Raw genomic sequence first — 19,738 nt, 5'->3', positions numbered from 1 at the left:
CCCATACCCAGGCGAAGGCTTGTGCGCGAGCCAAACGAGCCTCGCGGGGCGGCATCGGCATGTCCTTTGCTTTGAAGGGAACGGCCGCGCATCGAGTGCGGTTCTTCCGTCCCATCGCAAACAAGGAGACATGCCATGCAATGGATCACTCCGTCGTACGCCGAGGTGCGTTTCGGCTTTGAAGTCACGATGTATATCGCCAATCGCTGAGCGGGCTGCGGCATGCCGCCCGCAGTGCCGTAGTGGCGCCGCGGGCGGCGCTCGCCACGCCGGGCACGCCCGAGGCGCAGCAGCGCGCGCTCGATATCCTGCGGTTCAAACTCGATAATTCTCTGGTCGATCCTCGATGCGGTCGAAAAGGCCTGGCCCCTATGAACACGCGTGACGCGGATAGCGGCGTGCCGCTGCGCCCCCGCCTGCGGAGCGTCTTCCGCCTGCAGTGGGAAGCGGCGCAGGACGCCTATGTGCTGCTCTATCCCGAAGGGATGGTGAAGCTCAACACTAGCGCCGGCGCGATCCTCGCTCGTTGCGACGGAGAACACGAGCTCGACGACATCATCGGCGAACTCGAACGGCTTTTCGGCACGTCGGAACTTGCACCGGACGTCTACCGCTTTCTCGATCACGCGCGGCTGCGCGGCTGGCTAGACTGACCTAGCCCACGACCATCCCGGTCCTTCAGTGCGTGTGTGGCGGCTCCTCGTGCCACGCCAGCGTCTCGAATAGCGGCTCGACTGCTTCCTCGTACGCGCTTCGGGCACGGTACCGGGCCCCTCAGCGAAGGTCCATCCGTGCTCGAGCATCAGCCAGTGGACCACCGACATACTGACCATCTCGTTCAAGCCCCTGAGCGCCCGCCCGATCAACGCACGATGTGCCCAAGGGCAAGCCAGGCTGACGTATCGCAATTTCCACAACACATTGGCGCCGGTGAGGACACCGGCGACCATGGATCATGAAGTAAGCGGAGGAAGGCGCGTCGAATGCCGACGCGACCGTCAAAGACGGCGCGCGTGCTTCGCCGATCTGACGCTCATTGCCCGCGGATGATGTTTGCGAGCCGATTGCCGCGCGTCGGCAAACATTTTGCGAACGTTGCACAATACGGCTTGGGGAAACCAGCCGGAATTGGCCAGTCGTTGGCCGCCACGCCCGGCCGCCATCAATCCGCCATTAGCCAGTCAATCATGCCAACAGCAGAGGTTGAGAGTCTGCCCAGTCAACTGCCGGGAATGCTGCCGCGATTATGGGCGTTCTCGCTGCGCCTGTGCGGCAACCAGCACGACGCCGAGGATCTCGTCCAGCGGGCCTGTGTCCGCGGACTCGAGCGCGCCCATCAATTGCAGCCAGGCACTTCTCCTCTGAGCTGGATGTTCTCGATCGTTCATTCCACCTGGATCAACGAGCTGAGAGCGCGCAACGTGCGCAACCGCTCGAGCATGGAATGGGACGACGATTTTCTGCAGACCGTTGCTGATCCCGATGCGCGCACGCCGGAAGAGAACCTGCTGAACGGCGAGATCATCGCGGCCGTCAACCGTCTGCCCGAGGCACAACGGATCGTCATGCTGCTCGTGGCCGTCGAGGGCCTGAGTTACGCCGAGGCTGCCGAGGCGCTCGGCGTGCCGATCGGCACGATCATGAGTCGCCTGTCCCGCGCGCGGCAGACCATTGGGGCGCAATTCGGCAATCGTGAAGCCACGGCGGCGCGCTCATCCAGCAGCGAGCGAGAAGTGTGATGACGATCGACGACACCACCCTGTTAGCGTACGTCGACGGAGAATTACCGCCGGACGAACGCGCACATGTCGAGAGCGCGGTCGGCAAGTCGGACGACGTGGCATCGCGCCTGTCGATACTGCGGGCCTCGCAATTGCCGTACGCGGAAGCGTTCAGCCAGCAGGCGTTGCCGCCGGTGCCAGAGACATTGCGCCGCAACGTCGACGAACTGATTCGACAGCATCTGGCAGGTGCGTCGGCACAAGGCGCGGTCAATGCCGCCGACGCAATCGATACCGCGACCAGCGGTGAGTCATCGATCCCGTCCGGTGGCAATGTGCATCGGCTGAAGCCGCGCGCATCATTGCCGTGGCTGGCGGTGGCGTTCGTCGCGGGCGTGTTCTCCTGCGGCATCGCGTTCCGTCTGTTGCCGCAACTGACCGGTGGCGGCGCCATCACGACGGCATCGAATGATCCGGGCGTGTCGCCGTGGATCGCTGCGGCGGCCGGCTATCAGCAGCTTTACACACGCGACACCGTCGCCTCGTTGCAACCCGACATGGGCGCGACCGCCGCCACCGCCGCCGATATTCGTCAATACGACAATCTGGCGTTGCAGATTCCCGATCTGCGCAGTCAAGGGCTCTCGTTCAAGCGCGTGCAGCGCCTGAGATTTCGTGGCAAACCGCTCGTGCAGATCGTCTACCTGCCGGAGCATGGCGGCCCCGTCGCGTTATGCGTGCTGAAAGAAGCGAAGGCCGACGCGGCGCCCGCGCGCGATCGCGTCGGCGGCATGGACGTGGTGGCGTGGCGGCGCGGCCAACTCGGTTATGCGCTGATCGGCGAGCACGGCGGCGTCGATCTCGAAGCACTCGGCAAACGCCTTTACGGCGGCGAGGTGTCGACCACCATCGGCCGCACGGACGCGCATGACGATGCCCGGTCGGGCTGATCACCAGCGAGGCCATGGCTTGCTGCTGCGCTGGCTCGCGGTTTTCGCGGCGCCTATGTTACTGCTGGCGCTGTTCGTCTGGTGCGCCGGATGGTTCCCGCCGCGCCTGACTTCGCAGCGGATCGTCGATGCATTCGAAGCGACGACGACGCCGCACCCGGGCTTCCGGCGCAACCACGCGAAGGGCATCTGCATCACCGGACACTTCGACAGCAACGGCAACGGCGCGTCGGTATCGCGCGCAAGCGTGTTCGAACGCGGCAGCTACGCCGTCGTCGGGCGACTGTCGAGGCCCGGCGGCAATCCGCAACAAGACGACGGCGAAGCCCTGGTGCGCAGCTTCGCGTTGCTGATCGCGCTGCCGCGCGGCGAGCAATGGCGTCTCGCGATGAATTCGACGCCGATTTTCGCGGTGCGCACGCCGCAGGCGCTATTCGAACAGCTTCAGGCGGAAGCGCTGGATCCGCACACCGGTCAGGCGAACCCCGCAAAAATGCAGGCGTTTCTCGACGGCCATCCTGAGGCCCGCGCGTTTCTCGAATGGGTCCGCTTGCACCCGCCATCGTCCCGCTTCGATAACGCGGCCTATTTCGGTATCAGTTCGTTCCAGACTACGGATGCGCAGGGCGTGCAGCGTTTCGTGCGTTGGGAGGTGGTGCCGGACAGTCCCTGGCGTCCTGTCGAAGCACGCGCGCAAAGCGATCCAGATTTTCTGTCGCACGCTCTGATGACGCAACTCGCGAAGGGGCCATTGCGCTGGCATCTGGTGCTGAACGTCGCGATGCCCGGCGATCCGATCGACGACTCGACGCGGCAATGGATCGACTCACCGCAACGCGAGCGGGTCGACGTGGGCACGATCGTCATCGATCGCGCGCAGACGCAGATCGATGGTCCCTGTCGCGACATCGCGTTCGATCCGACCATCCTGCCCGATGGCATCGCGCCATCCGCCGATCCGTTGCTGGCCGCGCGGTCGTCGACGTATAGCGTATCGTTCAATCGCCGAACTCGGGAGGAGGCCGTTGCCGGATCGAATGGTCATTGAATGTCGTCTCTACCGCGAGGTGTCGGGAGCGACGCCTGAGAAAACGGTTGGCAATAGCAAGTCCTGGCCGGTGATCCACGCTTCATCCGCGCGCTGCGTACGACCTGCGAACAACGCGCAACTACGGTTATCATGGGAATTTGATGACGAACGGGCGGTGCCCGACCCGCGCGTTGCAGGCGAATGCTGATCGTGCTCAACTTCCTTTAAGCCTATCGTCCTATGAGACCCGACGACAGTAAATTGATCGCGTATGTCGATGGCGAACTTGACCCGTCCGAGGCGGCATCGATCGAAAAGGAACTCGCCGTTTCGCCTGAGTTGCAGGAAAGCGTCGATTTGCTGCGCGCGTCGCAGCTCCCTTATCGCGAGGCGTTTGCAACGCAGAAGCTACCGCCTTTACCGGGCGAATTGCAGCGCCGTATCGAAGCAATGGCGAGCGCCGCACGGCGCGACGAATCGAATCACGCATCCCATCAGCCGATACCCGCAAGAAAGCCCCAGGCGCGGCTGTGGCTTGCCGCGGCATTTGTCGCCGGCGCGTTTTGCGCGGGCCTCGCGATGCGGCTCGGACCTGCATGGCTGGGCGTGCCCGGCAGTGGCGGCGCGATTGTCGCGTCGAACGACGCGGCGTCGTGGATCCATGCAGCGGTGGGCTATCAACGGCTCTATACACGCGATACCGTTGCCGACATCACGCCCGACCTCGGCGCGTCGGCGAAGACCGTCACGGCGATCCGGTACGTCGACGGCATTGCATTGCGGGTACCGGATTTGCGGGAGGCGGGGCTGTCGTTCAAGGCAGTCGCGCGCCTGCGCTTCAACGACAAGCCGCTGGTCCAGATCGTCTATCTGCCCGACCACGGCGCGCCGGTTGCGCTGTGTGTGATGAAGGACGCGCGACCGGACCAGGCGATCGCGCAACAGCAGTTGAACGGCATGACCGTCGTATCGTGGCGGCAGAACGATCTTGCCTATGCGCTGATCGGCAAACCGGACTCAACCGATCTCCAGTCGATCGCACAGCGGATCTCGAACAGCAGCGTGGACGCGTTGTTCGCGCTTAACGATGCGCCCGATGCGAAGCCGAGGGATGCGCGTACATGAGCGCGGCGCGATCTGATCGCAGTGCGGGCCATTCCGCGTGACGGCGTCCGGAGTCAAGTTCTGCCGGTTTTTTGCGTGACGGGGTATGACAGGAGAGTCGTAGTGAAACGAAACGATGACCTCGCTGGTCGTTGTTTCGCTCTATTCAGTAAACGGCGACCCGTGAGCCGCGATTCGTAATCGAGGTCATAGCCACAAACGATTGGTCGCAACAGTGGTTTTTGGATAAAGATGCCCTGCGCACGCGTTCGGTCAAAATCGAAATGGAGCGGCGCTGCCTTTGGCCATTCTGCAAGTATCCGCGTTTAAGCCGTTGACGAACTCCATGCAACGGTCCGAGATAAAGAGGTGGCGTCAGATCCGCCAAACCTCTGCTCGGCGAAGAGACCAATCAACCGGTCCAGAGCAATTCTGTCTGGCCTTGTTCCTGATGTGATCGATGTTAGGCCCTGGTTCGACGTGACCCTCAAGCGGCACGTCGAGCCGTCGTTCAAGGGCTCTACTCGAAATTGGCCACTCAACCATGTCCACCACTGTCGTTGAGAGTTTGCCGGACCTTTTACCCGGAATGCTGCCCAGATTGTGGGCTTTCTCGTTGCGCCTGTCCGGCAATCAGCACGACGCCGAAGACCTGCTGCAACGTTCGTGCATACGCGGACTCGAACGGGCGCATCAACTGCAGCCCGGCACGGCACCGCTCAGCTGGATGTTCTCGATCATCCATTCCACGTGGCTCAACGAATTGCGGGCACGCAGCGTACGAGGCCGGGCGAGTGTCGAGTGGGATGACGCATTGCTAGCCGTCTCCGATCCTGCCGCGCGTTCCCCCGAAGATGTGCTGCTGAGCCGTGAGATCATCGCCGCCGTCGGGCGCTTGCCCGAGGCTCAGCGCGTGGTGATGCTGCTCGTCGCGTTCGAAGGATTGAGTTACGCCGAAGCCGCGCACGTGCTCGATGTTCCGATCGGCACGATCATGAGCCGCCTGTCGCGCGCGCGGCAAAGCATTGGCGCGCGCTTCGACAGCGGCGCGGGACCGGCCGCACGTTCGGCTCCACCTCGGGTCGAAGTCGGGCGATGACGATCGACGACGCCGACCTGCTTGCTTATGTCGATCGTACGTTGGCTCACGCGCGCGTGGCCGACATAGAGCGAGCGATGCACGAGTCCGTCGATATTGCGAATCGCGTGATATGGCTGATGGCATCGAAGTTTCCATAACTGAGATCGTTGGCCGGCAAAGCTTGCCCGCATTGCCCGTAGCGCTGCGGTTACGGATCGATCGCCTGATCGCGGCCGCCTGACGATCGATCGGCGGCGCGAGCCGGGAGACTCAGGGTGGCGGGTCGTCGAAGGCACGCAAAAAAGCCTCGCGATCCACCGACGCCGGCAGCGCGTCGGCCAGTCGCGCACGGAAGGTCGCTGCGTCCGCGCCACGCGCGGCCCGCTCGGCGATCACGTGTGCGAACGGTCCGACGTGCGATGCGAGCCGCCGCGCAGCGGCCTCGACGTGCTCGGCATCGAGCGGCACGCACGCCGCGGATGTCGATTCGATGGCCAGCGTGCTGCGCTTCGAGTCATCGCCCGAAGCGATCACGTGCTGCTTGAGCAGCGTATCGAACTCACGACGAGCGGCGTCGTTGGACAAATGGCGCGCAAGCTGAGCCGCCAGTGTTTGCGAGTCGGTCGCATGCGACGCGGCGCGCCGCACGAGCAGCGAGGCAATGGGGCCGACGTGGCTGGCGAGCCGTTGCTCCAGCTGGGCCAGAAACTCGGGTGGCCAGTCTGGTCTGGCAGCCCCCGCCGGTGGCGCAAGCGTCTGACGGAACGGCTGCGCGCGCACGACGGTATGGTCGGGATCGAGCCGCGCCATGAATGAGTCGTGCAGCGTCAACAACGCGTTGCGCCAGCTTTGCGCGGACGCATAGCGGTCGTCTGGCCGTTTGGCGAGCGCCTTCAGCACCATGGCATCGAGTTCGGCAGGCAGGCTTGTGACATGCGTCGATGGGGGCGGCGGCATCTCGTTCATCACCTGATGCATCACGGCGGCTGGCGCGCCGCTAAACGGGCATTGCCCGCTCAGCATCTCGTACAGAACGACGCCGGCGGAAAACAGGTCGCTGCGTGCGTCGATCTCCGCGCCTGCATACTGCTCCGGCGACATGTAGCTTGGCGTGCCGATCATCATGCCGGCCTGCGTCAGGCGTCCTGTATCGAGCTGTGCGATGCCGAAGTCGGTCACCTTGCATTCGCCGCGCGGCGCGATCAGCAGGTTGGCGGGCTTGATGTCGCGATGGATCACGCCGAGTTCGTGCGCATAAGCGAGTGCGTCGAGCAGTTGCGCGAACCACGTGAGCGCATCGAGCAAAGGCATCATGCTGCCATCGCGGGCGTGCTGCGCGAGCCGTTGCGCGAGGTTCTCGCCGCGTACGTATTCGAGCGCGATGAACGCGACGCCTTGCGCCTCGCCATAGTCGAACACGCCGACGATGTGCGGATGCACGAGACGGCCGGCAGCGCGCGCTTCGTTGAGAAAGCGTGCGGTCAGCTCCGCACCGGATGGCTCCGCCGTGCCTTGTCCGTCGTTCAGTGACGGTGTGCGAATCGTTTTTAGTGCTACCTCGCGCTGGATATGCGGATCGGTCGCGAGATAGACCGTGCCCATCGCGCCGCGACCGAGCACCCGTTCGACCCGATAGCGGCCGATTTGTCGCGGAGTCGCGCCGGTTTGGGAAGTCATGGAGTCGTCCACGATGTGTGCGGCACGCTTACTCGTGGCGCTCTTCGATCATCTCGAACGCTGCGACGAGGCTCGTGCGCATCCGTCCGAACGACACCGCGAGCGACGCTATTTCATCGCTGCCGCCGGCCGGCAGTTCGACGTCGCCGAGTTTGCCGAGACTCACTTCGTCCGCGGCGCGCGACAACATCTGCAAACGCCGCGTGACGAGGAAGTGCACCATCGCGTTCAGCACGACGAGCACCACCGCGAATACAGCGGTCAGTGAGACCATCAGGCTGCGCCATACCGCACGGCCGCGCGCGATCGACTCCGACATCGGCACCGACACGAACTCTGCGCCGATCACGTCGTTCATGGTCCAGCCGAAACCATTGGCCGGCCCGTACTTATCGATCATCGTGTGCGGCGCCGCGGACGGCGTGCTGTGACATTGCATGCACGCGGCGTCGGTAATGCGGCTCGGATGGGCGAGAAACAGCAACTGCTCGCCGCCCGGCGTATGACGCTGTCCGGTGGCCTGTTTCAATTCCGGATGGTCGTGCAGATGGGCGATCACTTCGCTTTCCCAGTCGCTTGGCCGGTCGCGCGGGTTGGTCGGATTGAGCATCGCCGACTTGTACGAGAAGTTCGGAAACACGCTCTGCAACGAGTTCAGCATTTCGATCGCCGAGTACGCCGGCACCGACTCGGGCACGAACGAATATTTGATCTGTGTCGCGAGCAGCGGCGTGATGTGTTGCGCCGTGTAGTTCTGCATCGCGCTGGCGGCGTTCAGAAGCACGTCCGCATCGTGACGGGTTTCGTCGAGCGCCTGCTGTTGCAACACACGATCCGCGACGAATCCGATGGCGGTCAGTCCGATCGCGAAGATCGCGATGAACACGAGATTGAACTTGATGGCGAGTGACAGCTTCATGGGCGAACCGGGGCGGATGGGTAAGCGGAACGGTAAGCGGAACCGTAGACGGAACCGGTCTGGATTGCGGGGCTCCGTATCACGGCACGCGCTGGCGGCGGAAAGACCAGCGCACGCCAGTCCGGCAAGTCGCGAATGCGCTGCACGACTGCGCGGCGAAACGCGGGATCGGTCAGGCGCGCGCGAAAGCGCGAAGTGAAACGCGTCGATGGATCCCTGCGCGCCGCGAGTTCGCTGTCGAGCCAGTCCGATACGTCGTCGTAAGCGACCGGTCGGATGCTGCCCGGCGGCTCGTTGCGTGGATGGGCCGGCATCGGCAGCACACGCAACGCGTCGCGGAATGTAACGGGCATCGCGGCGACGAAAGCGGGATCAGGGCCGGCTGTCACGGCAATCGTGTCGCTCGCGGCGGGATGCATGGCGAAGCGAGGCGCATCGAGCTTGAGCGGCGCAACATTGCCGTGCGAAGCGCCGATGCCGAGAATGCTGGCCGCGCCGCTCTCACAGAACGCTGCGTCGGTGTCCTGGACGTTGGCGTTCCGCTCATTGCCACTCCGATAATTCGTAGCCGTTGCCGTTGCCGCGATGACCAGCACGGTATCGTTCGAGGGCGTGAATCGCGTGCGCGCGGTTTCGATCACAGGCGTGGCGCAATTCGCCGTGTTTGCGTCGCACGCGTGCAGCACCTTCAGCCAGCCGCCGAGCACCGCGATATGCGCGTCGCGCATCAGCATCACGCGAGTGCCATGACCCAGCGCGACGCTATTGCCCGCGTCGTCCTGGATCTGCACGCCTGCGCTCGTCGGCGTTTCGACCATATCGTCAAGCGCAAAGCGCTGCCCGACATCTGCCTGATAACGCCCCGTCTCATGAATGACGGTGACGGGCGCATCGGCCTGCACGAGCGTCCACGCCGCATTGGCATAGGGTGCGAGCAGCAGCAAGGCGAACGGTACAGACCGCTTGAAAAGTCCGAAGATCATTCAGATGAGCCTGATTGAGCGTTTCAATTGGCGAAGCGCGGTGAAGACGGCGCGTTATATCGCGCGAGTATCAACAGAACAGCCGGCTCGCGGGTTTATTCCAGGGTTTCGATGATCACAAACCCGCCTTCGCGTGTCCCATATGGTGAGCCTGTCTCTGCGTGACGCACGCACGAAAAGATCCAGTCCACGACACAACGGAATATCTGCCCGGGTGGGCTGTTCTGATTTGCGCAGACAGCGGCGAGTGCGATCTGGAACATGAACGCAACAGCTTCGACAGACATGGAATAGATCGCGATGCTGCGCTGTTCTGGGTGCATGGGCGACGCGTCTGCAACGCGGCAAGTCGAGTGCAGGCTCGTGAGACGCATCGCCGGATTCACGAAACCCTACGGATACCAGAGGAAATCAGCGCATGGCAACGAGACAGAGCAGTCAGAAATTCATCGCGCGCAATCGCGCGCCACGCGTACAGATCGAGTACGACGTGGAGCTGTACGGCGCGCAGAAAAAAGTGCAGATCCCGTTCGTGATGGGTGTGATGTCGGATCTGTCAGGCGCCAATGCCGGCGATCTTCCGCCGCTCGAAGCGCGCAAGGCGGTGGAAGTGGACGTCGATAACTTCGACAGCCGCATGCAGTCGATGAGGCCGCGGGTGAACTTCAGCGTGCCCAACACGCTGACGGGCGAAGGCAATCTGGCGGTCGATATCACCTTCGAAGGCATGGACGATTTTTCGCCCGCCGAAGTGGCGCGCAAGGTCGACTCGCTCGCGAAGCTGCTCGAGGCGCGCACGCAGCTCGCCAACCTCGGCACTTATCTCGATGGCAAGTCGGGCGCGGAGAAGCTGATCGCGCAGGCGATCAAGGATCCCGCCTTGCTGCAATCGCTGGGCGCGGCGCCGAAAGCCGCCGACACCGAACCCGCACAGGAGTGAGCGCGATCATGGAAAGCCAGAATCAGATCGAGCAAGGCGTCGAGGACTCATTGAGCGGCGCCGATGATTTCGCCGCGCTGCTCAACAGGGAGTTCAAGCCGAAGAACGAGCGCGCGAAGCAGGAAGTCGAATCGGCCGTGCGTACGCTCGCTGCGCAGGTGCTGCAGGATTCGCACATCGTTTCGGATGACGTGACGCAAACCATCAACGCGTATGTCGCCGAGATCGACCGCAAGCTCAGCGAGCAGTTGAGCCAGATCATGCACCACGCGGACTTTCAGAAGCTGGAAGGCGCGTGGCGAGGGCTGCACCATCTCGTTACCAACACCGAAACGGATCCGATGCTGAAGATCCGGGTGCTGAACATATCGAAGAAGGAACTCGCAAAAAATCTCAAGCGCTTCAAGGGCGTTGCATGGGACCAGAGCCCTGTGTTCAAGCGCATCTATGAAGAAGAATATGGTCAGCTGGGCGGCGAACCGTATGGCTGCCTCATCGGCGATTACTACTTCGATCACGGTCCGCAGGATGTCGAACTGCTACGCGGCATTTCGCAGGTCGCCGCCGCCGCGCATGCGCCGTTCATCTCGGCGGCGGATTCGACGTTGCTCGGCATGGAAGGCTGGAACGAGCTGGCCAATCCGCGCGATCTGTCGATGATCTTCACGACGCCGGACTACGCGGGCTGGCGTTCGCTTCGCGAAATGGACGACGCGCGCTATCTCGCGCTGACGATGCCGCGCACGCTTGCACGCCTGCCGTACGGCGCGAAGACCGACCCAGTCGACGGGTTCGACTTCGAAGAAGACACCGAAGGCGCGGATTCATCGAAGTACACATGGCAGAACGCTGCGTATGCGATGGCGGTGAACATCAACCGTTCGTTCAAGTACTACGGATGGTGCACGCGGATTCGCGGCGTCGAGTCGGGAGGAGCGGTCGACAGTCTGCCGGTGCATACCTTCCCGAGCGACGACGGTGGCGTCGACATGAAGTGCCCGACCGAGATCGCGATCACCGATCGGCGCTCGGCCGAACTCGACAAGATGGGGTTGATGCCGCTCGTGCATCGCAAGAATTCGGACATCGCGGCATTCATCGGCGCGCAATCGGTCGCGAAGCCGGAAGAGTACGACGATCCGGCCGCCACGGCGAATTCGAATCTGTCGGCACGTTTGCCATACATGTTCGCGTGCTGCCGTTTCGCGCACTACCTCAAATGCATCGTGCGCGACAAGATCGGCTCATTCAGCACGCGCGAGCAGATGGAGAACTGGCTGTCGAACTGGGTCATGAATTATGTCGATGGCGATCCGGTGAATTCCAGCGAGGAAACCAAGGCCCGCAAGCCGCTCGCTGCCGCGCAAGTCGTCGTCGAGGACGTCGAAGGCAATCCCGGCTACTACACGTCGAAGTTCTTCCTGAAGCCGCACTACCAGCTCGAAGGACTCACCGTATCGCTGCGGCTCGTATCGCGACTGCCTTCCGCGCAGGCGGCCTGAGGCTTCCGCTGCATCTCACCTTGCAGGTAATCGTCCGGAGCGGCAGCGTTCCGGTCCTGATCGTTCGTCGCTACGGCGAGCGCACTCTTTGGCTCACAAATAGAGGTCACTATGGCATTCGACATGCACCTGAAATTCGGCTCCGGAGCGGTCACGATCCAGGGCGCTTCCAATCACTCGAAGCACAGGAACCAGGTTCCGATCATCGCGTGGTCGTGGGGCGCCAGCAATACCGGCAATCTGCACACGGGTGCGGGCTATGCATCGGGCGGCAAGGCCAACATTCAGGACATCACCGTCACGAAGTACATCGACAGTTGCTCGAACGCGTTGCTAAACGCTTGCTGCACGGGCGCGCGCGTCGACAACGCCTATCTGTACGTCACCAACGCAACGGGTCAGCAGACCGACTTCCTGACCATCGAGCTGAGCGAAGGGGTGCTGGTCACGTCGGTATCCACGGGCGGCAGCGGTGGCGACGAACGACTCACCGAGAACATCACGTTGCATTTCGGGAAGTTCAAGTACTCGTTCCAGCCGCAGGACGATGAAGGCAAGGCAAACGGCGGCACCAAGGATTTCACATTCGATATCCAGCAGGTCACCAAGCAGTAAGCAGGCGGCGATACCGGTCTTTTCGCCCGCTTTCTTTCATTGAATGGAGCACATCCAGTGACACTTTCTTCAGTCGATGTCAAACCTGAAAAGCTGCTCGCGGACGGTCATTTGAACGACGCGTTGCAAGCGTTGGCCGCGAAAGTGAAAAACTCGCCGGCGGACGCGACGCTGCGCGTGTTTCTGTTTCAGTTGCTTGCGTTGCGGGGTGACTGGGAGCGTGCCGGAACCCAGTTGACCGTGGCGGGCGACCTGGAACGACAAAACGCGTTGATGGTCGCCGCCTACCGCGCGGCACTGGTCGGCGAACGCGAACGCGAAGCCGTGCTGGCCGCCCTGCGTAACCCGGCAACGGTCGGCGAGCGGTCGGAATGGGAGCGCTTGCTGTTGCAGTCGCTGCAACAACTGTGCGGCGGACGGATCGCCGAAGCGCTCGCATTGCGCGCGCGAGCCTTCGACGAAGCGGAAACGGTGCGCGGCAGCATCGACGGCGTGCCGTTCAAATGGATCGCCGACGCAGACCCGCGTTTCGGGCCGTGCCTCGAAGTGATCCTGAAGGACAGCTATGCGTGGGTGCCGTTCTCGCGCGTCGCTGCGCTGTCTTTCGATGCGCCCACTGATCTGCGCGACAAGATCTGGGCGCCGGTGCGAATCACCTGGAAGAGCGGTGATGAGGCGATCGGCTTCGTGCCTTGCCGCTATTGCGGCAGCGAGCGAGGTGAAGACGTCGCGCTCGCGCTGGCAAAGCGTACGGCGTGGACCGATCTCGGCGACGGCTGTTTCATCGGCGTTGGTCAGCGCATGCTGATCACCGACGTCGACGAATATCCTTTGCTCGACGTGCGCTCGATCACGTTCGAAACAGCTTGAGGGGGCGCACGTCATGGCAGAACTGATGCCCCAGGAGCGTTTGCAGCCATCGCTGCTCGATCGTCTCACCGATTTCGATCCTGCGCAGCGCGAGGAGAGCCGGGAGCAGCGCGTCATTACGGCCGCGCGTTTGCGCGAATACGTGACACGCGATATCGCGTGGCTGCTCAACTGCACGCGGCACTGGAGCAGCGACGAGCTGACCGGATTCGCGCAGGTGGGTAATTCCGTATTGAATTTCGGTATCCCCGATCTTGCGGGTGCGGCGTTGTCGGGTATCGATGCCGAGCTGTTGCAGGACCGGATCCGTTCGGCGCTGCTCGACTTCGAACCACGTCTGATCGCCAGCACTGTTCAGGTGCGCGTCGAGGTCGACGAAGCGCGCATGGGCAGCCGTTCGCTGCGTTTCCTGATCGAAGCCGACATGTGGGCGAACCCGATGCCGCTTTCTCTCTATCTTCGCACCGACGTCGATCTCGAGACCGGCGAGTTTCACGTGTCGCAACGCTTCGGCTGATCGTCATGGACCCACGACACTTGCGCTACTACAACCGTGAGCTGCAACACGTCCGCGAGATGGGAGCGGAGTTTGCGAGCGAGTATCCGAAGATTGCCGGCCGTCTCGGGATGGAAGGTCTCGATTGCGCCGACCCGTACGTCGAACGGTTGCTCGAAGGCTTCGCGTTTCTGGCGGCGCGCGTGCAAATGAAGCTTGACGCGCAGTATCCGGTGTTCACGCAGCATCTTCTGGAGATGATCTACCCGCATTACCTGACGCCGATTCCGTCGATGGCGGTCGTGCAGTTGCATCCGGATCAAGCCGAAGACCTTCCTGCCACCGGACACCCGGTCGCGCGGCACACGGTGTTGCGCGGTCTCACCGGCTTCGGCGAGCGCACGGCGTGCGAATACCGCACCGCGCACGACGTGACGCTGTGGCCGCTCGCGATCACCGAGGCGAGATACCTGGACACACCCGCGGCGCTTGCCGCCGTTGACCTCGTGCCGCCGCCGTCGAAAGCCGGGCAGGTCCGCGCGGGTTTGCGCCTGAAGTTCGCAACCCTTTCCGGCGTGGCGGCGAACACGCTCGCGCTCGACAGCCTGCCGGTTTATCTCGCCGGCGCCGACGATCTGCCGCGATGGCTCTACGAGCAGCTGATGGCCAACCGCATCGGCTATACGGTGCGCGCAACCGCGCCGGATGGGCAAACCATCGAGACACAGCATGACGCGTCGGCGCTGCGCGCCAAAGGCTTCGACGAAGAGGACGCGATACTGCCCTACGGTGGCCGTTCGTTCAGCGGTTACCGGCTGTTGCAGGAGTATTTCGCGTGTCCGGAGCGTTTCCTGTTTGCCGAGTTCACGGAGCTGCGCTCGCTGCTCGCACGTTCGCGGGGCAACGAGTTCGAGATCGTGGTGTGGCTCGAGCGCAGCGTGACGCGCCTGCACAACGCGATCGATGCAGGCAACTTCCGCCTGTTCTGCACGCCGGCAATCAATCTGTTCGAGCGCCGCGCGGACCGTATTCATCTGCAGCAGGGCGACACCGAGTATCACGTGCTCGGCGACCACACCCGGCCGATGGATTTCGAAGTGCACAGCGTGCTGGAAGTGCAGGGCTACGGCGATCGCCAGGAGCCGGAGCAAAGCTTCCTGCCGTTCTATGACAGCACCGCTCGCACATGGCACGGCGGGCAGGCGGCCTTCTACACGCTGCGCCGCGAGCCGCGGCTGATCTCGAGCCGCCAGAAGCAACGTGGCGCACGCTCGAGCTACGTCGGCAGCGAAACGTTTATCGCACTCGTGGATGCCAACGACGCGCCCTATGCGACCACGCTGCGCCAGTTAGGACTGCGGCTGCTGTGCACGAATCGCGATTTGCCGCTGCATATGCCGGTGGGCAAGTCGTACACCGATTTCACGCTCGATACCGACGCGCCCGTGGCGTCGATCCGCTGTGTGGCGTGGACCGACCCGGCCACGCGCGCCGACCGCGACCGGCGAATCCGCGTGGCGGCTCATCAGCCACCTGCAGTTGAACTATCTGTCACTGCTCGACGAGGAAGGCGAAACGGGCGCGGCGGCGCTGCGCGAAATGCTCGGCCTGTATCACGACGAGTTCGACGCCGCGACGCGACGGCAGATCGAAGGCATCAAGCATGTCGCGGCGAAGCCCATCACGCGTCGCGTGCCGGTGCCCGGGCCGATCACGTATGGCCGCGGGCTCGAGATCACGCTGAGCTGCGACGATGCCGCTTTTGAAGGCAGCGGCGCATTTCTGCTCGCGTCGGTATTGCAACATTTCTTTGCGCGCTATGTCTCGCTGAATTCGTTCGCCGAGACGGTGTTGCGCACGCTCGAACGAAACGAGGTGGCCCGATGGCCCGCGAATCCCGGCAAGCGCCCGATCCTGTAGTGCTCGAAGCCGCGTTGCGCGCGAGCCCGGAAGATTTCGAGTTCTTCGAGGCAATGCGCCGTCTCGAATGCGCGTATCCGGAACGGCCGCGGTTCGGTCATTCGACCAGGCCGGCCGAAGATCCTGTGCGTCTCGCCCATGCCGCGGCACTGGAATTTCCGTCGCGCAGCATCGCGCGCTTCGAGGCGGGAAAGGCCGGCCGGCCGGCGCGGCTGGTTGGGCTGTTTCTCGGTTTGTTCGGACCGAACGGGCCGCTGCCGTTGCACCTCACCGAATACGCCGTCGATCGGGAGCGGAACGCGAAAGACCCGACGTTCGTCGCGTTTGCCGACGTGTTTCATCACCGGATGCTGAGCCTCTTCTATCGCGCGTGGGCCGATGCGCAGCCCACCGTGCAGCTGGACCGTCCGGAACAGGATCGGTTTCGCACCTATGTCGGCGCGCTGATCGGCATCGCCACGCCGCACCTCGACGGACGCGACGCACTGCCCGATCAGTACAAGCGCTTTTTCGCCGGGCGTCTGGTACCGCAAGCGCGCAATGCCGAAGGACTCAGGCGTTTTCTCGAGCACTTCTTCGGTGTGCCGGTGCGCGTGCTCGAGTTCGTCGCCGGGTGGATGCAATTGCCTCGGGACGCGCGTTTGCATATCGGCAAGAGCATGGCCTCGATGGGCCGCGACGCATTGCTCGGCACGCATGTGCGCGGCGCGCAGCAGCGCTTCCGGCTGCGCGTCGGGCCGCTGACCCGCAACGAGTTCAACCGTTTTTTGCCGGGCGGCGACACGCTCCTGCAACTGGTGGCGGCGGTCAAGTTGTATGTGGGCGAAGAGAAGGGCTGGGACGTGCAGCTCGTGCTGAAGAAAGAAGAAGTGCCGCTGACGCATCTGGGTCAGGCGGCCCGCATGGGCTTCAACACGTGGATGGGCCGCTATCCGCAGCACAACGATGCCGACCAGGTCGTGTTGAGCCCGGCCGAGTGAAGTCCGGCGTGCGCATGTCCGGGCATTTTTCAACTGAACTGGCGACTGCTTCGCGGCCGCCTCTGGTCATACAGGATTGGAATCATGGCTGAAATAAGTCGTGGCGCCTTGTTCGGCAAGCTCAACGCGCTGGCCTATCGGGGTATCGAAAGCGCTACCGTGTTCTGCAGGCTGCGCGGCAACCCGTACGTCGAACTGGCGCACTGGATTCATCAGATCCTGCAGCTGCAGGATTCGGATCTGCATCGCATCGTCAGGCATTTCGGCCTGGATCCGTCGCACCTTGCACGCGACGTCACGGTCGCACTCGAACGTTTGCCGCGCGGCAGTACGAGCATCTCCGATCTGTCGGCCGAGGTGGAAGAAGCGGTCGAGCGCGGCTGGGTATTCGCTACGCTGCTGTTCGGCGAAGCCCAGGTGCGCACCGGCTATCTGATCGTCGGCCTTTTGCGTACGCGACACTTGCGCCACGCATTGCTCGATGTCTCGGGGGAATTCGACAAGCTACGCGCCGAGACGTTGGCCGACGACTTCGCCGGCATCGTCGAAGGCTCGCCGGAAGACGGCCAGCTTGCCACCGACGGGTTTCGTGCCGGCGCGGTTGCGTCCGGCGAGCTTGCGCCGGGCGAGAGCAGCGGTGCGATGGCGCCCGCGCAGATGGGCAGGCAACAGGCGTTGCAGCAGTTCACGGTCGATCTGACCGCGCAGGCGCGCGACGGCAAGATCGACCCGGTGGTGGGCCGCGACGCCGAGATTCGCCAATTGGTCGACGTACTGATGCGCCGGCGCCAGAACAACCCCATGCTGGTCGGCGAAGCGGGCGTCGGCAAGACGGCTGTGGTGGAGGGGTTCGCACTGCGCATTGCGCGTGCCGACGTGCCGCCGCCATTGCGCAACGTGCAGGTACGTGCGCTCGATATCGGCCTGTTGCAGGCCGGCGCGAGCATGAAGGGCGAGTTCGAAAACCGCCTGCGTCAGGTGATCGACGAAGTGCAGTCTTCGCGCAAGCCGATCGTCCTGTTCATCGACGAAGCGCATACGCTGGTGGGCGCGGGCGGTACGGCGGGCACCGGCGACGCGGCGAACCTGCTCAAGCCCGCGCTCGCGCGCGGCAATCTGCGCACGATCGGCGCGACCACCTGGGCCGAATACCGGAAGCACATCGAGAAGGATCCGGCGCTGACGCGACGTTTTCAGCCCGTGCAGGTGGACGAACCGAGCGAAGAGAAGACCATCCTGATGATGCGCGGTACCGCGAGCGTGATGGAGCAGCATCATCGTGTGCAGATTCTCGACGAAGCGCTCGAAGCAGCCGTCAAGTTGTCGCATCGCTATATTCCCGCGCGTCAGTTGCCGGACAAGGCCGTGAGCCTGCTCGATACCGCGTGCGCACGTGTCGCGATCAGCCAGCACGCGGTGCCGGCGAAAATCGACGACACACTCAAGCGGATCGAGGCGCTGCAGACCGAGCAGACGATCATCGCGCGCGAGAAAAGCGTCGGCATGGAGGTGGAGGCTCGCGAGTCGCTGGCTTCAGCGACGCTCGAAGCGGAACGGCTGCGGTTGCAGCAGTTCGAAGCCGCGTGGGACAACGAGAAATCGCTGGTCCAGCAGATTCTGGCGTTGCGCGCGCGGCTAGGAGGCGAGGCCGCGCCGGGCGAGAGCGCCGGCAGTGCGCGGGAACCGACCGCGCACGGCGACGCGAAGTCCGACGCATCGACCAACTCGTTCGCGCTGCCGGCGCTCGACGATGACACGAGGGCAGAGGTGCTTGCCGAGTTGAAACAACTGCAGGCGCAGCTCGCCGAGCGGCAGGGCGAAAACCCGCTGATCCTGGCGAATGTCGACTACCAGGCGGTCGCGTCGGTCGTCGCTGACTGGACCGGCATTCCGGTCGGGCGCATGGTTCGTAGCGAACTGCGGACCGTGATGAATCTCGCCGACCTGATGTGCGAGCGCGTCGTCGGTCAGGACCACGCGATGGAGATGATCGCCAGGCGCATCCAGACATCGCGCGCCGGTCTCGACAACCCCAACCGTCCGATCGGCGTGTTCATGCTCGCCGGCACGTCGGGCGTTGGCAAGACCGAGACCGCGCTGGCGCTCGCCGAGGCGCTGTACGGCGGCGAGCACAACCTGATCACGATCAACATGAGCGAGTTTCAGGAAGCGCACACGGTTTCGACGCTGAAGGGCGCGCCGCCAGGCTATGTCGGTTATGGCGAAGGCGGAGTGCTGACCGAGGCCGTGCGGCGTAAGCCGTATTCGGTGGTGCTGCTCGACGAAGTGGAGAAAGCGCATCCCGATGTCCACGAAATCTTCTTTCAGGTGTTTGACAAGGGCGTGATGGATGACGGTGAAGGCCGCTCGATCAATTTCAGGAACACCTTGATCCTGCTGACCACGAACGTCGGCACGGATCTGATCGCCGGCCTGTGCCTGGACCCGGAGCTGATGCCGGATGCGCAGGGCCTCGCCAAAGCGCTGCGCGAACCGTTGCTCGAGGTGTTTCCCCCCGCGCTGCTAGGCCGGCTCGTGCCGATTCCTTACTTCCCGCTCAGTGGCGCGATGCTCGCGAAGATCGTGAGACTGCAACTGGACCGCATCAAGCGGCGTATCGAGGATCGCTATCGCGTGCCGCTCGACTATGACGACGCCGTGGCGCAACTGGTCGTGAGTCGCTGCACGGAGAGCGAATCGGGTGGCCGGATGATCGATGCGATTCTGACCAACACGATGTTGCCTGCGATCAGCCGCGAGTTTCTCGCACGCATGATCGACGGCGTCGCGATCGAGCGGGTTGGCGTGAGCGTCGAGGACGGCGATTTTGCGTATCGCTTCGACGAGTGTGCGCCGCTCATCGCCGCGATTCCCAGCATTCCTGATTAGTGTGACCGGGGCGCCACGCGCTGAGGCGGTCGAAAGAAATTGACCTTTACGAGGAGTTCAA

General features: G+C 63.4%; 20 protein-coding genes and 2 pseudogenes. 17 read left to right on the top strand and 5 right to left on the bottom strand.

All coding sequences use genetic code 11. The features are described from left to right. Positions 1-135 precede the first annotated feature (135 nt). Both pqqA and pqqD read left to right on the top strand, forming a co-directional pair. Entirely contained in the window at positions 136-210 is a 75-nt protein-coding gene (pqqA, locus tag OKW39_RS04080; RefSeq protein WP_090805708.1) for a pyrroloquinoline quinone precursor peptide PqqA, read from the top strand. A 161-nt stretch (positions 211-371) separates the two neighbouring features. Beyond that, the gene (gene pqqD / locus OKW39_RS04075) at positions 372-653 is read left to right on the top strand and encodes a pyrroloquinoline quinone biosynthesis peptide chaperone PqqD (RefSeq protein WP_429336634.1); all 282 of its coding nucleotides are present in this window, start codon (positions 372-374) and stop codon (positions 651-653) included. A 99-nt stretch (positions 654-752) separates the two neighbouring features. Here the strand turns inward: pqqD and OKW39_RS04070 are convergent. Beyond that, positions 753-902: pseudogene (locus OKW39_RS04070) on the bottom strand (glutathione S-transferase family protein); the annotation flags it as partial. Between the two features lie 285 nt (positions 903-1,187). On the opposite strand from OKW39_RS04070, the gene OKW39_RS04065 reads away from it, so the two are divergent. From OKW39_RS04065 to OKW39_RS04040, 6 genes are all read left to right on the top strand, one after another. Beyond that, entirely contained in the window at positions 1,188-1,739 is a 552-nt protein-coding gene (locus OKW39_RS04065) for an RNA polymerase sigma factor (protein WP_090804226.1), read from the top strand. Beyond that, positions 1,739-2,671 carry an anti-sigma factor gene (locus OKW39_RS04060; RefSeq protein ID WP_429562129.1) on the top strand — a complete coding sequence of 311 codons (933 nt, stop codon included), beginning with the start codon at positions 1,739-1,741 and terminating at the stop codon, positions 2,669-2,671. The genes OKW39_RS04065 and OKW39_RS04060 overlap by 1 nt, the downstream gene beginning before the upstream one ends. Beyond that, positions 2,655-3,719, top strand: a complete 1,065-nt coding sequence (locus OKW39_RS04055) for a catalase family peroxidase (RefSeq protein ID WP_429563448.1) — start codon at positions 2,655-2,657, stop codon at positions 3,717-3,719. Before OKW39_RS04060 ends, OKW39_RS04055 begins: the two co-directional genes overlap by 17 nt. Positions 3,720-3,941: 222 nt before the next feature. Further along, positions 3,942-4,826, top strand: a complete 885-nt coding sequence (locus OKW39_RS04050; RefSeq protein ID WP_429361558.1) for an anti-sigma factor family protein — start codon at positions 3,942-3,944, stop codon at positions 4,824-4,826. A gap of 523 nt (positions 4,827-5,349) precedes the next feature. After that, the gene (locus tag OKW39_RS04045) at positions 5,350-5,904 is read left to right on the top strand and encodes an RNA polymerase sigma factor (RefSeq protein ID WP_429562128.1); all 555 of its coding nucleotides are present in this window, start codon (positions 5,350-5,352) and stop codon (positions 5,902-5,904) included. Further along, positions 5,901-6,044 (top strand): hypothetical protein, encoded by a 144-nt coding sequence (locus tag OKW39_RS04040; protein WP_429336281.1) that lies wholly within the window; start codon positions 5,901-5,903, stop codon positions 6,042-6,044. The genes OKW39_RS04045 and OKW39_RS04040 overlap by 4 nt, the downstream gene beginning before the upstream one ends. 112 nt (positions 6,045-6,156) lie before the next feature. Here the strand turns inward: OKW39_RS04040 and OKW39_RS04035 are convergent, their stop codons facing one another. The 4 genes from OKW39_RS04035 to OKW39_RS04020 all read right to left on the bottom strand — a co-directional run bounded on the left by OKW39_RS04035 (position 6,157) and on the right by OKW39_RS04020 (position 9,788). Then, positions 6,157-7,563: a serine/threonine-protein kinase gene (locus OKW39_RS04035; RefSeq protein ID WP_429562127.1), complete on the bottom strand. Its 1,407-nt coding sequence runs from the start codon at positions 7,561-7,563 to the stop codon at positions 6,157-6,159. 28 nt (positions 7,564-7,591) lie between these two features. Beyond that, the gene (locus tag OKW39_RS04030; protein ID WP_429336283.1) at positions 7,592-8,482 is read right to left on the bottom strand and encodes a c-type heme family protein; all 891 of its coding nucleotides are present in this window, start codon (positions 8,480-8,482) and stop codon (positions 7,592-7,594) included. After that, positions 8,479-9,465: a hypothetical protein gene (locus tag OKW39_RS04025; RefSeq protein WP_429562126.1), complete on the bottom strand. Its 987-nt coding sequence runs from the start codon at positions 9,463-9,465 to the stop codon at positions 8,479-8,481. Before OKW39_RS04025 ends, OKW39_RS04030 begins: the two co-directional genes overlap by 4 nt. 95 nt (positions 9,466-9,560) lie before the next feature. Next, on the bottom strand, positions 9,561-9,788 hold the full coding sequence (locus tag OKW39_RS04020; RefSeq protein WP_429562125.1) for a hypothetical protein: 228 nt from the start codon (positions 9,786-9,788) through the stop codon (positions 9,561-9,563). A gap of 95 nt (positions 9,789-9,883) precedes the next feature. On the opposite strand from OKW39_RS04020, the gene tssB reads away from it, so the two are divergent. The 9 genes and pseudogenes from tssB (at position 9,884) to tssH (ending at position 19,677) form a co-directional block, all read left to right on the top strand. Continuing rightward, positions 9,884-10,405: a type VI secretion system contractile sheath small subunit gene (tssB, locus tag OKW39_RS04015; RefSeq protein WP_090804246.1), complete on the top strand. Its 522-nt coding sequence runs from the start codon at positions 9,884-9,886 to the stop codon at positions 10,403-10,405. An 8-nt stretch (positions 10,406-10,413) separates the two neighbouring features. Further along, positions 10,414-11,907: a type VI secretion system contractile sheath large subunit gene (gene tssC / locus OKW39_RS04010; RefSeq protein ID WP_429562124.1), complete on the top strand. Its 1,494-nt coding sequence runs from the start codon at positions 10,414-10,416 to the stop codon at positions 11,905-11,907. 111 nt (positions 11,908-12,018) lie between these two features. Next, positions 12,019-12,522 (top strand): Hcp family type VI secretion system effector, encoded by a 504-nt coding sequence (locus OKW39_RS04005; RefSeq protein ID WP_429562123.1) that lies wholly within the window; start codon positions 12,019-12,021, stop codon positions 12,520-12,522. A 57-nt stretch (positions 12,523-12,579) separates the two neighbouring features. Further along, positions 12,580-13,392, top strand: coding sequence for a type VI secretion system accessory protein TagJ (locus OKW39_RS04000; RefSeq protein WP_187610344.1), 813 nt, complete (start codon positions 12,580-12,582; stop codon positions 13,390-13,392). Between the two features lie 13 nt (positions 13,393-13,405). Then, entirely contained in the window at positions 13,406-13,909 is a 504-nt protein-coding gene (tssE, locus tag OKW39_RS03995) for a type VI secretion system baseplate subunit TssE (protein WP_429336287.1), read from the top strand. 5 nt (positions 13,910-13,914) lie between these two features. Next, positions 13,915-15,327, top strand: a pseudogene (gene tssF, locus OKW39_RS03990) (type VI secretion system baseplate subunit TssF); the annotation flags it as partial. Between the two features lie 22 nt (positions 15,328-15,349). Beyond that, positions 15,350-15,808, top strand: a complete 459-nt coding sequence (locus OKW39_RS03985) for a type VI secretion system baseplate subunit TssF (protein ID WP_429562122.1) — start codon at positions 15,350-15,352, stop codon at positions 15,806-15,808. Beyond that, entirely contained in the window at positions 15,772-16,788 is a 1,017-nt protein-coding gene (gene tssG, locus OKW39_RS03980; protein WP_090804258.1) for a type VI secretion system baseplate subunit TssG, read from the top strand. The genes OKW39_RS03985 and tssG overlap by 37 nt, the downstream gene beginning before the upstream one ends. Positions 16,789-16,872: 84 nt before the next feature. Beyond that, a complete protein-coding gene (gene tssH / locus OKW39_RS03975) occupies positions 16,873-19,677 on the top strand; it encodes a type VI secretion system ATPase TssH (RefSeq protein WP_090804260.1) in 2,805 nt (934 codons plus the stop codon). Positions 19,678-19,738: the final 61 nt, after the last annotated feature.

This window comes from Paraburkholderia sp. MM6662-R1 (assembly GCF_050436245.1).
GTDB lineage: Bacteria > Pseudomonadota > Gammaproteobacteria > Burkholderiales > Burkholderiaceae > Paraburkholderia > Paraburkholderia tuberum.
The sequence above is the reverse complement of the archived record's forward strand: the minus strand, read 5'-3'. Positions and strand labels throughout refer to the sequence as shown.

Excerpts from the sequence above, each read along its gene's own strand:
- pqqD (WP_429336634.1), top strand. The coding sequence starts at position 372 with ATGAACACGCGTGACGCGGATAGCGGCGTGCCGCTGCGCCCCCGCCTG.
- OKW39_RS04065 (WP_090804226.1), top strand. The coding sequence starts at position 1,188 with ATGCCAACAGCAGAGGTTGAGAGTCTGCCCAGTCAACTGCCGGGAATG.
- OKW39_RS04060 (WP_429562129.1), top strand. The coding sequence starts at position 1,739 with ATGACGATCGACGACACCACCCTGTTAGCGTACGTCGACGGAGAATTA.
- OKW39_RS04055 (WP_429563448.1), top strand. The coding sequence starts at position 2,655 with ATGCCCGGTCGGGCTGATCACCAGCGAGGCCATGGCTTGCTGCTGCGC.
- OKW39_RS04050 (WP_429361558.1), top strand. The coding sequence starts at position 3,942 with ATGAGACCCGACGACAGTAAATTGATCGCGTATGTCGATGGCGAACTT.
- OKW39_RS04045 (WP_429562128.1), top strand. The coding sequence starts at position 5,350 with ATGTCCACCACTGTCGTTGAGAGTTTGCCGGACCTTTTACCCGGAATG.
- OKW39_RS04040 (WP_429336281.1), top strand. The coding sequence starts at position 5,901 with ATGACGATCGACGACGCCGACCTGCTTGCTTATGTCGATCGTACGTTG.
- OKW39_RS04035 (WP_429562127.1), bottom strand. The coding sequence starts at position 7,563 with ATGACTTCCCAAACCGGCGCGACTCCGCGACAAATCGGCCGCTATCGG.
- OKW39_RS04030 (WP_429336283.1), bottom strand. The coding sequence starts at position 8,482 with ATGAAGCTGTCACTCGCCATCAAGTTCAATCTCGTGTTCATCGCGATC.
- OKW39_RS04025 (WP_429562126.1), bottom strand. The coding sequence starts at position 9,465 with ATGATCTTCGGACTTTTCAAGCGGTCTGTACCGTTCGCCTTGCTGCTG.
- OKW39_RS04020 (WP_429562125.1), bottom strand. The coding sequence starts at position 9,788 with ATGCACCCAGAACAGCGCAGCATCGCGATCTATTCCATGTCTGTCGAA.
- tssB (WP_090804246.1), top strand. The coding sequence starts at position 9,884 with ATGGCAACGAGACAGAGCAGTCAGAAATTCATCGCGCGCAATCGCGCG.
- tssC (WP_429562124.1), top strand. The coding sequence starts at position 10,414 with ATGGAAAGCCAGAATCAGATCGAGCAAGGCGTCGAGGACTCATTGAGC.
- OKW39_RS04005 (WP_429562123.1), top strand. The coding sequence starts at position 12,019 with ATGGCATTCGACATGCACCTGAAATTCGGCTCCGGAGCGGTCACGATC.
- tssE (WP_429336287.1), top strand. The coding sequence starts at position 13,406 with ATGGCAGAACTGATGCCCCAGGAGCGTTTGCAGCCATCGCTGCTCGAT.
- tssG (WP_090804258.1), top strand. The coding sequence starts at position 15,772 with ATGGCCCGCGAATCCCGGCAAGCGCCCGATCCTGTAGTGCTCGAAGCC.
- tssH (WP_090804260.1), top strand. The coding sequence starts at position 16,873 with ATGGCTGAAATAAGTCGTGGCGCCTTGTTCGGCAAGCTCAACGCGCTG.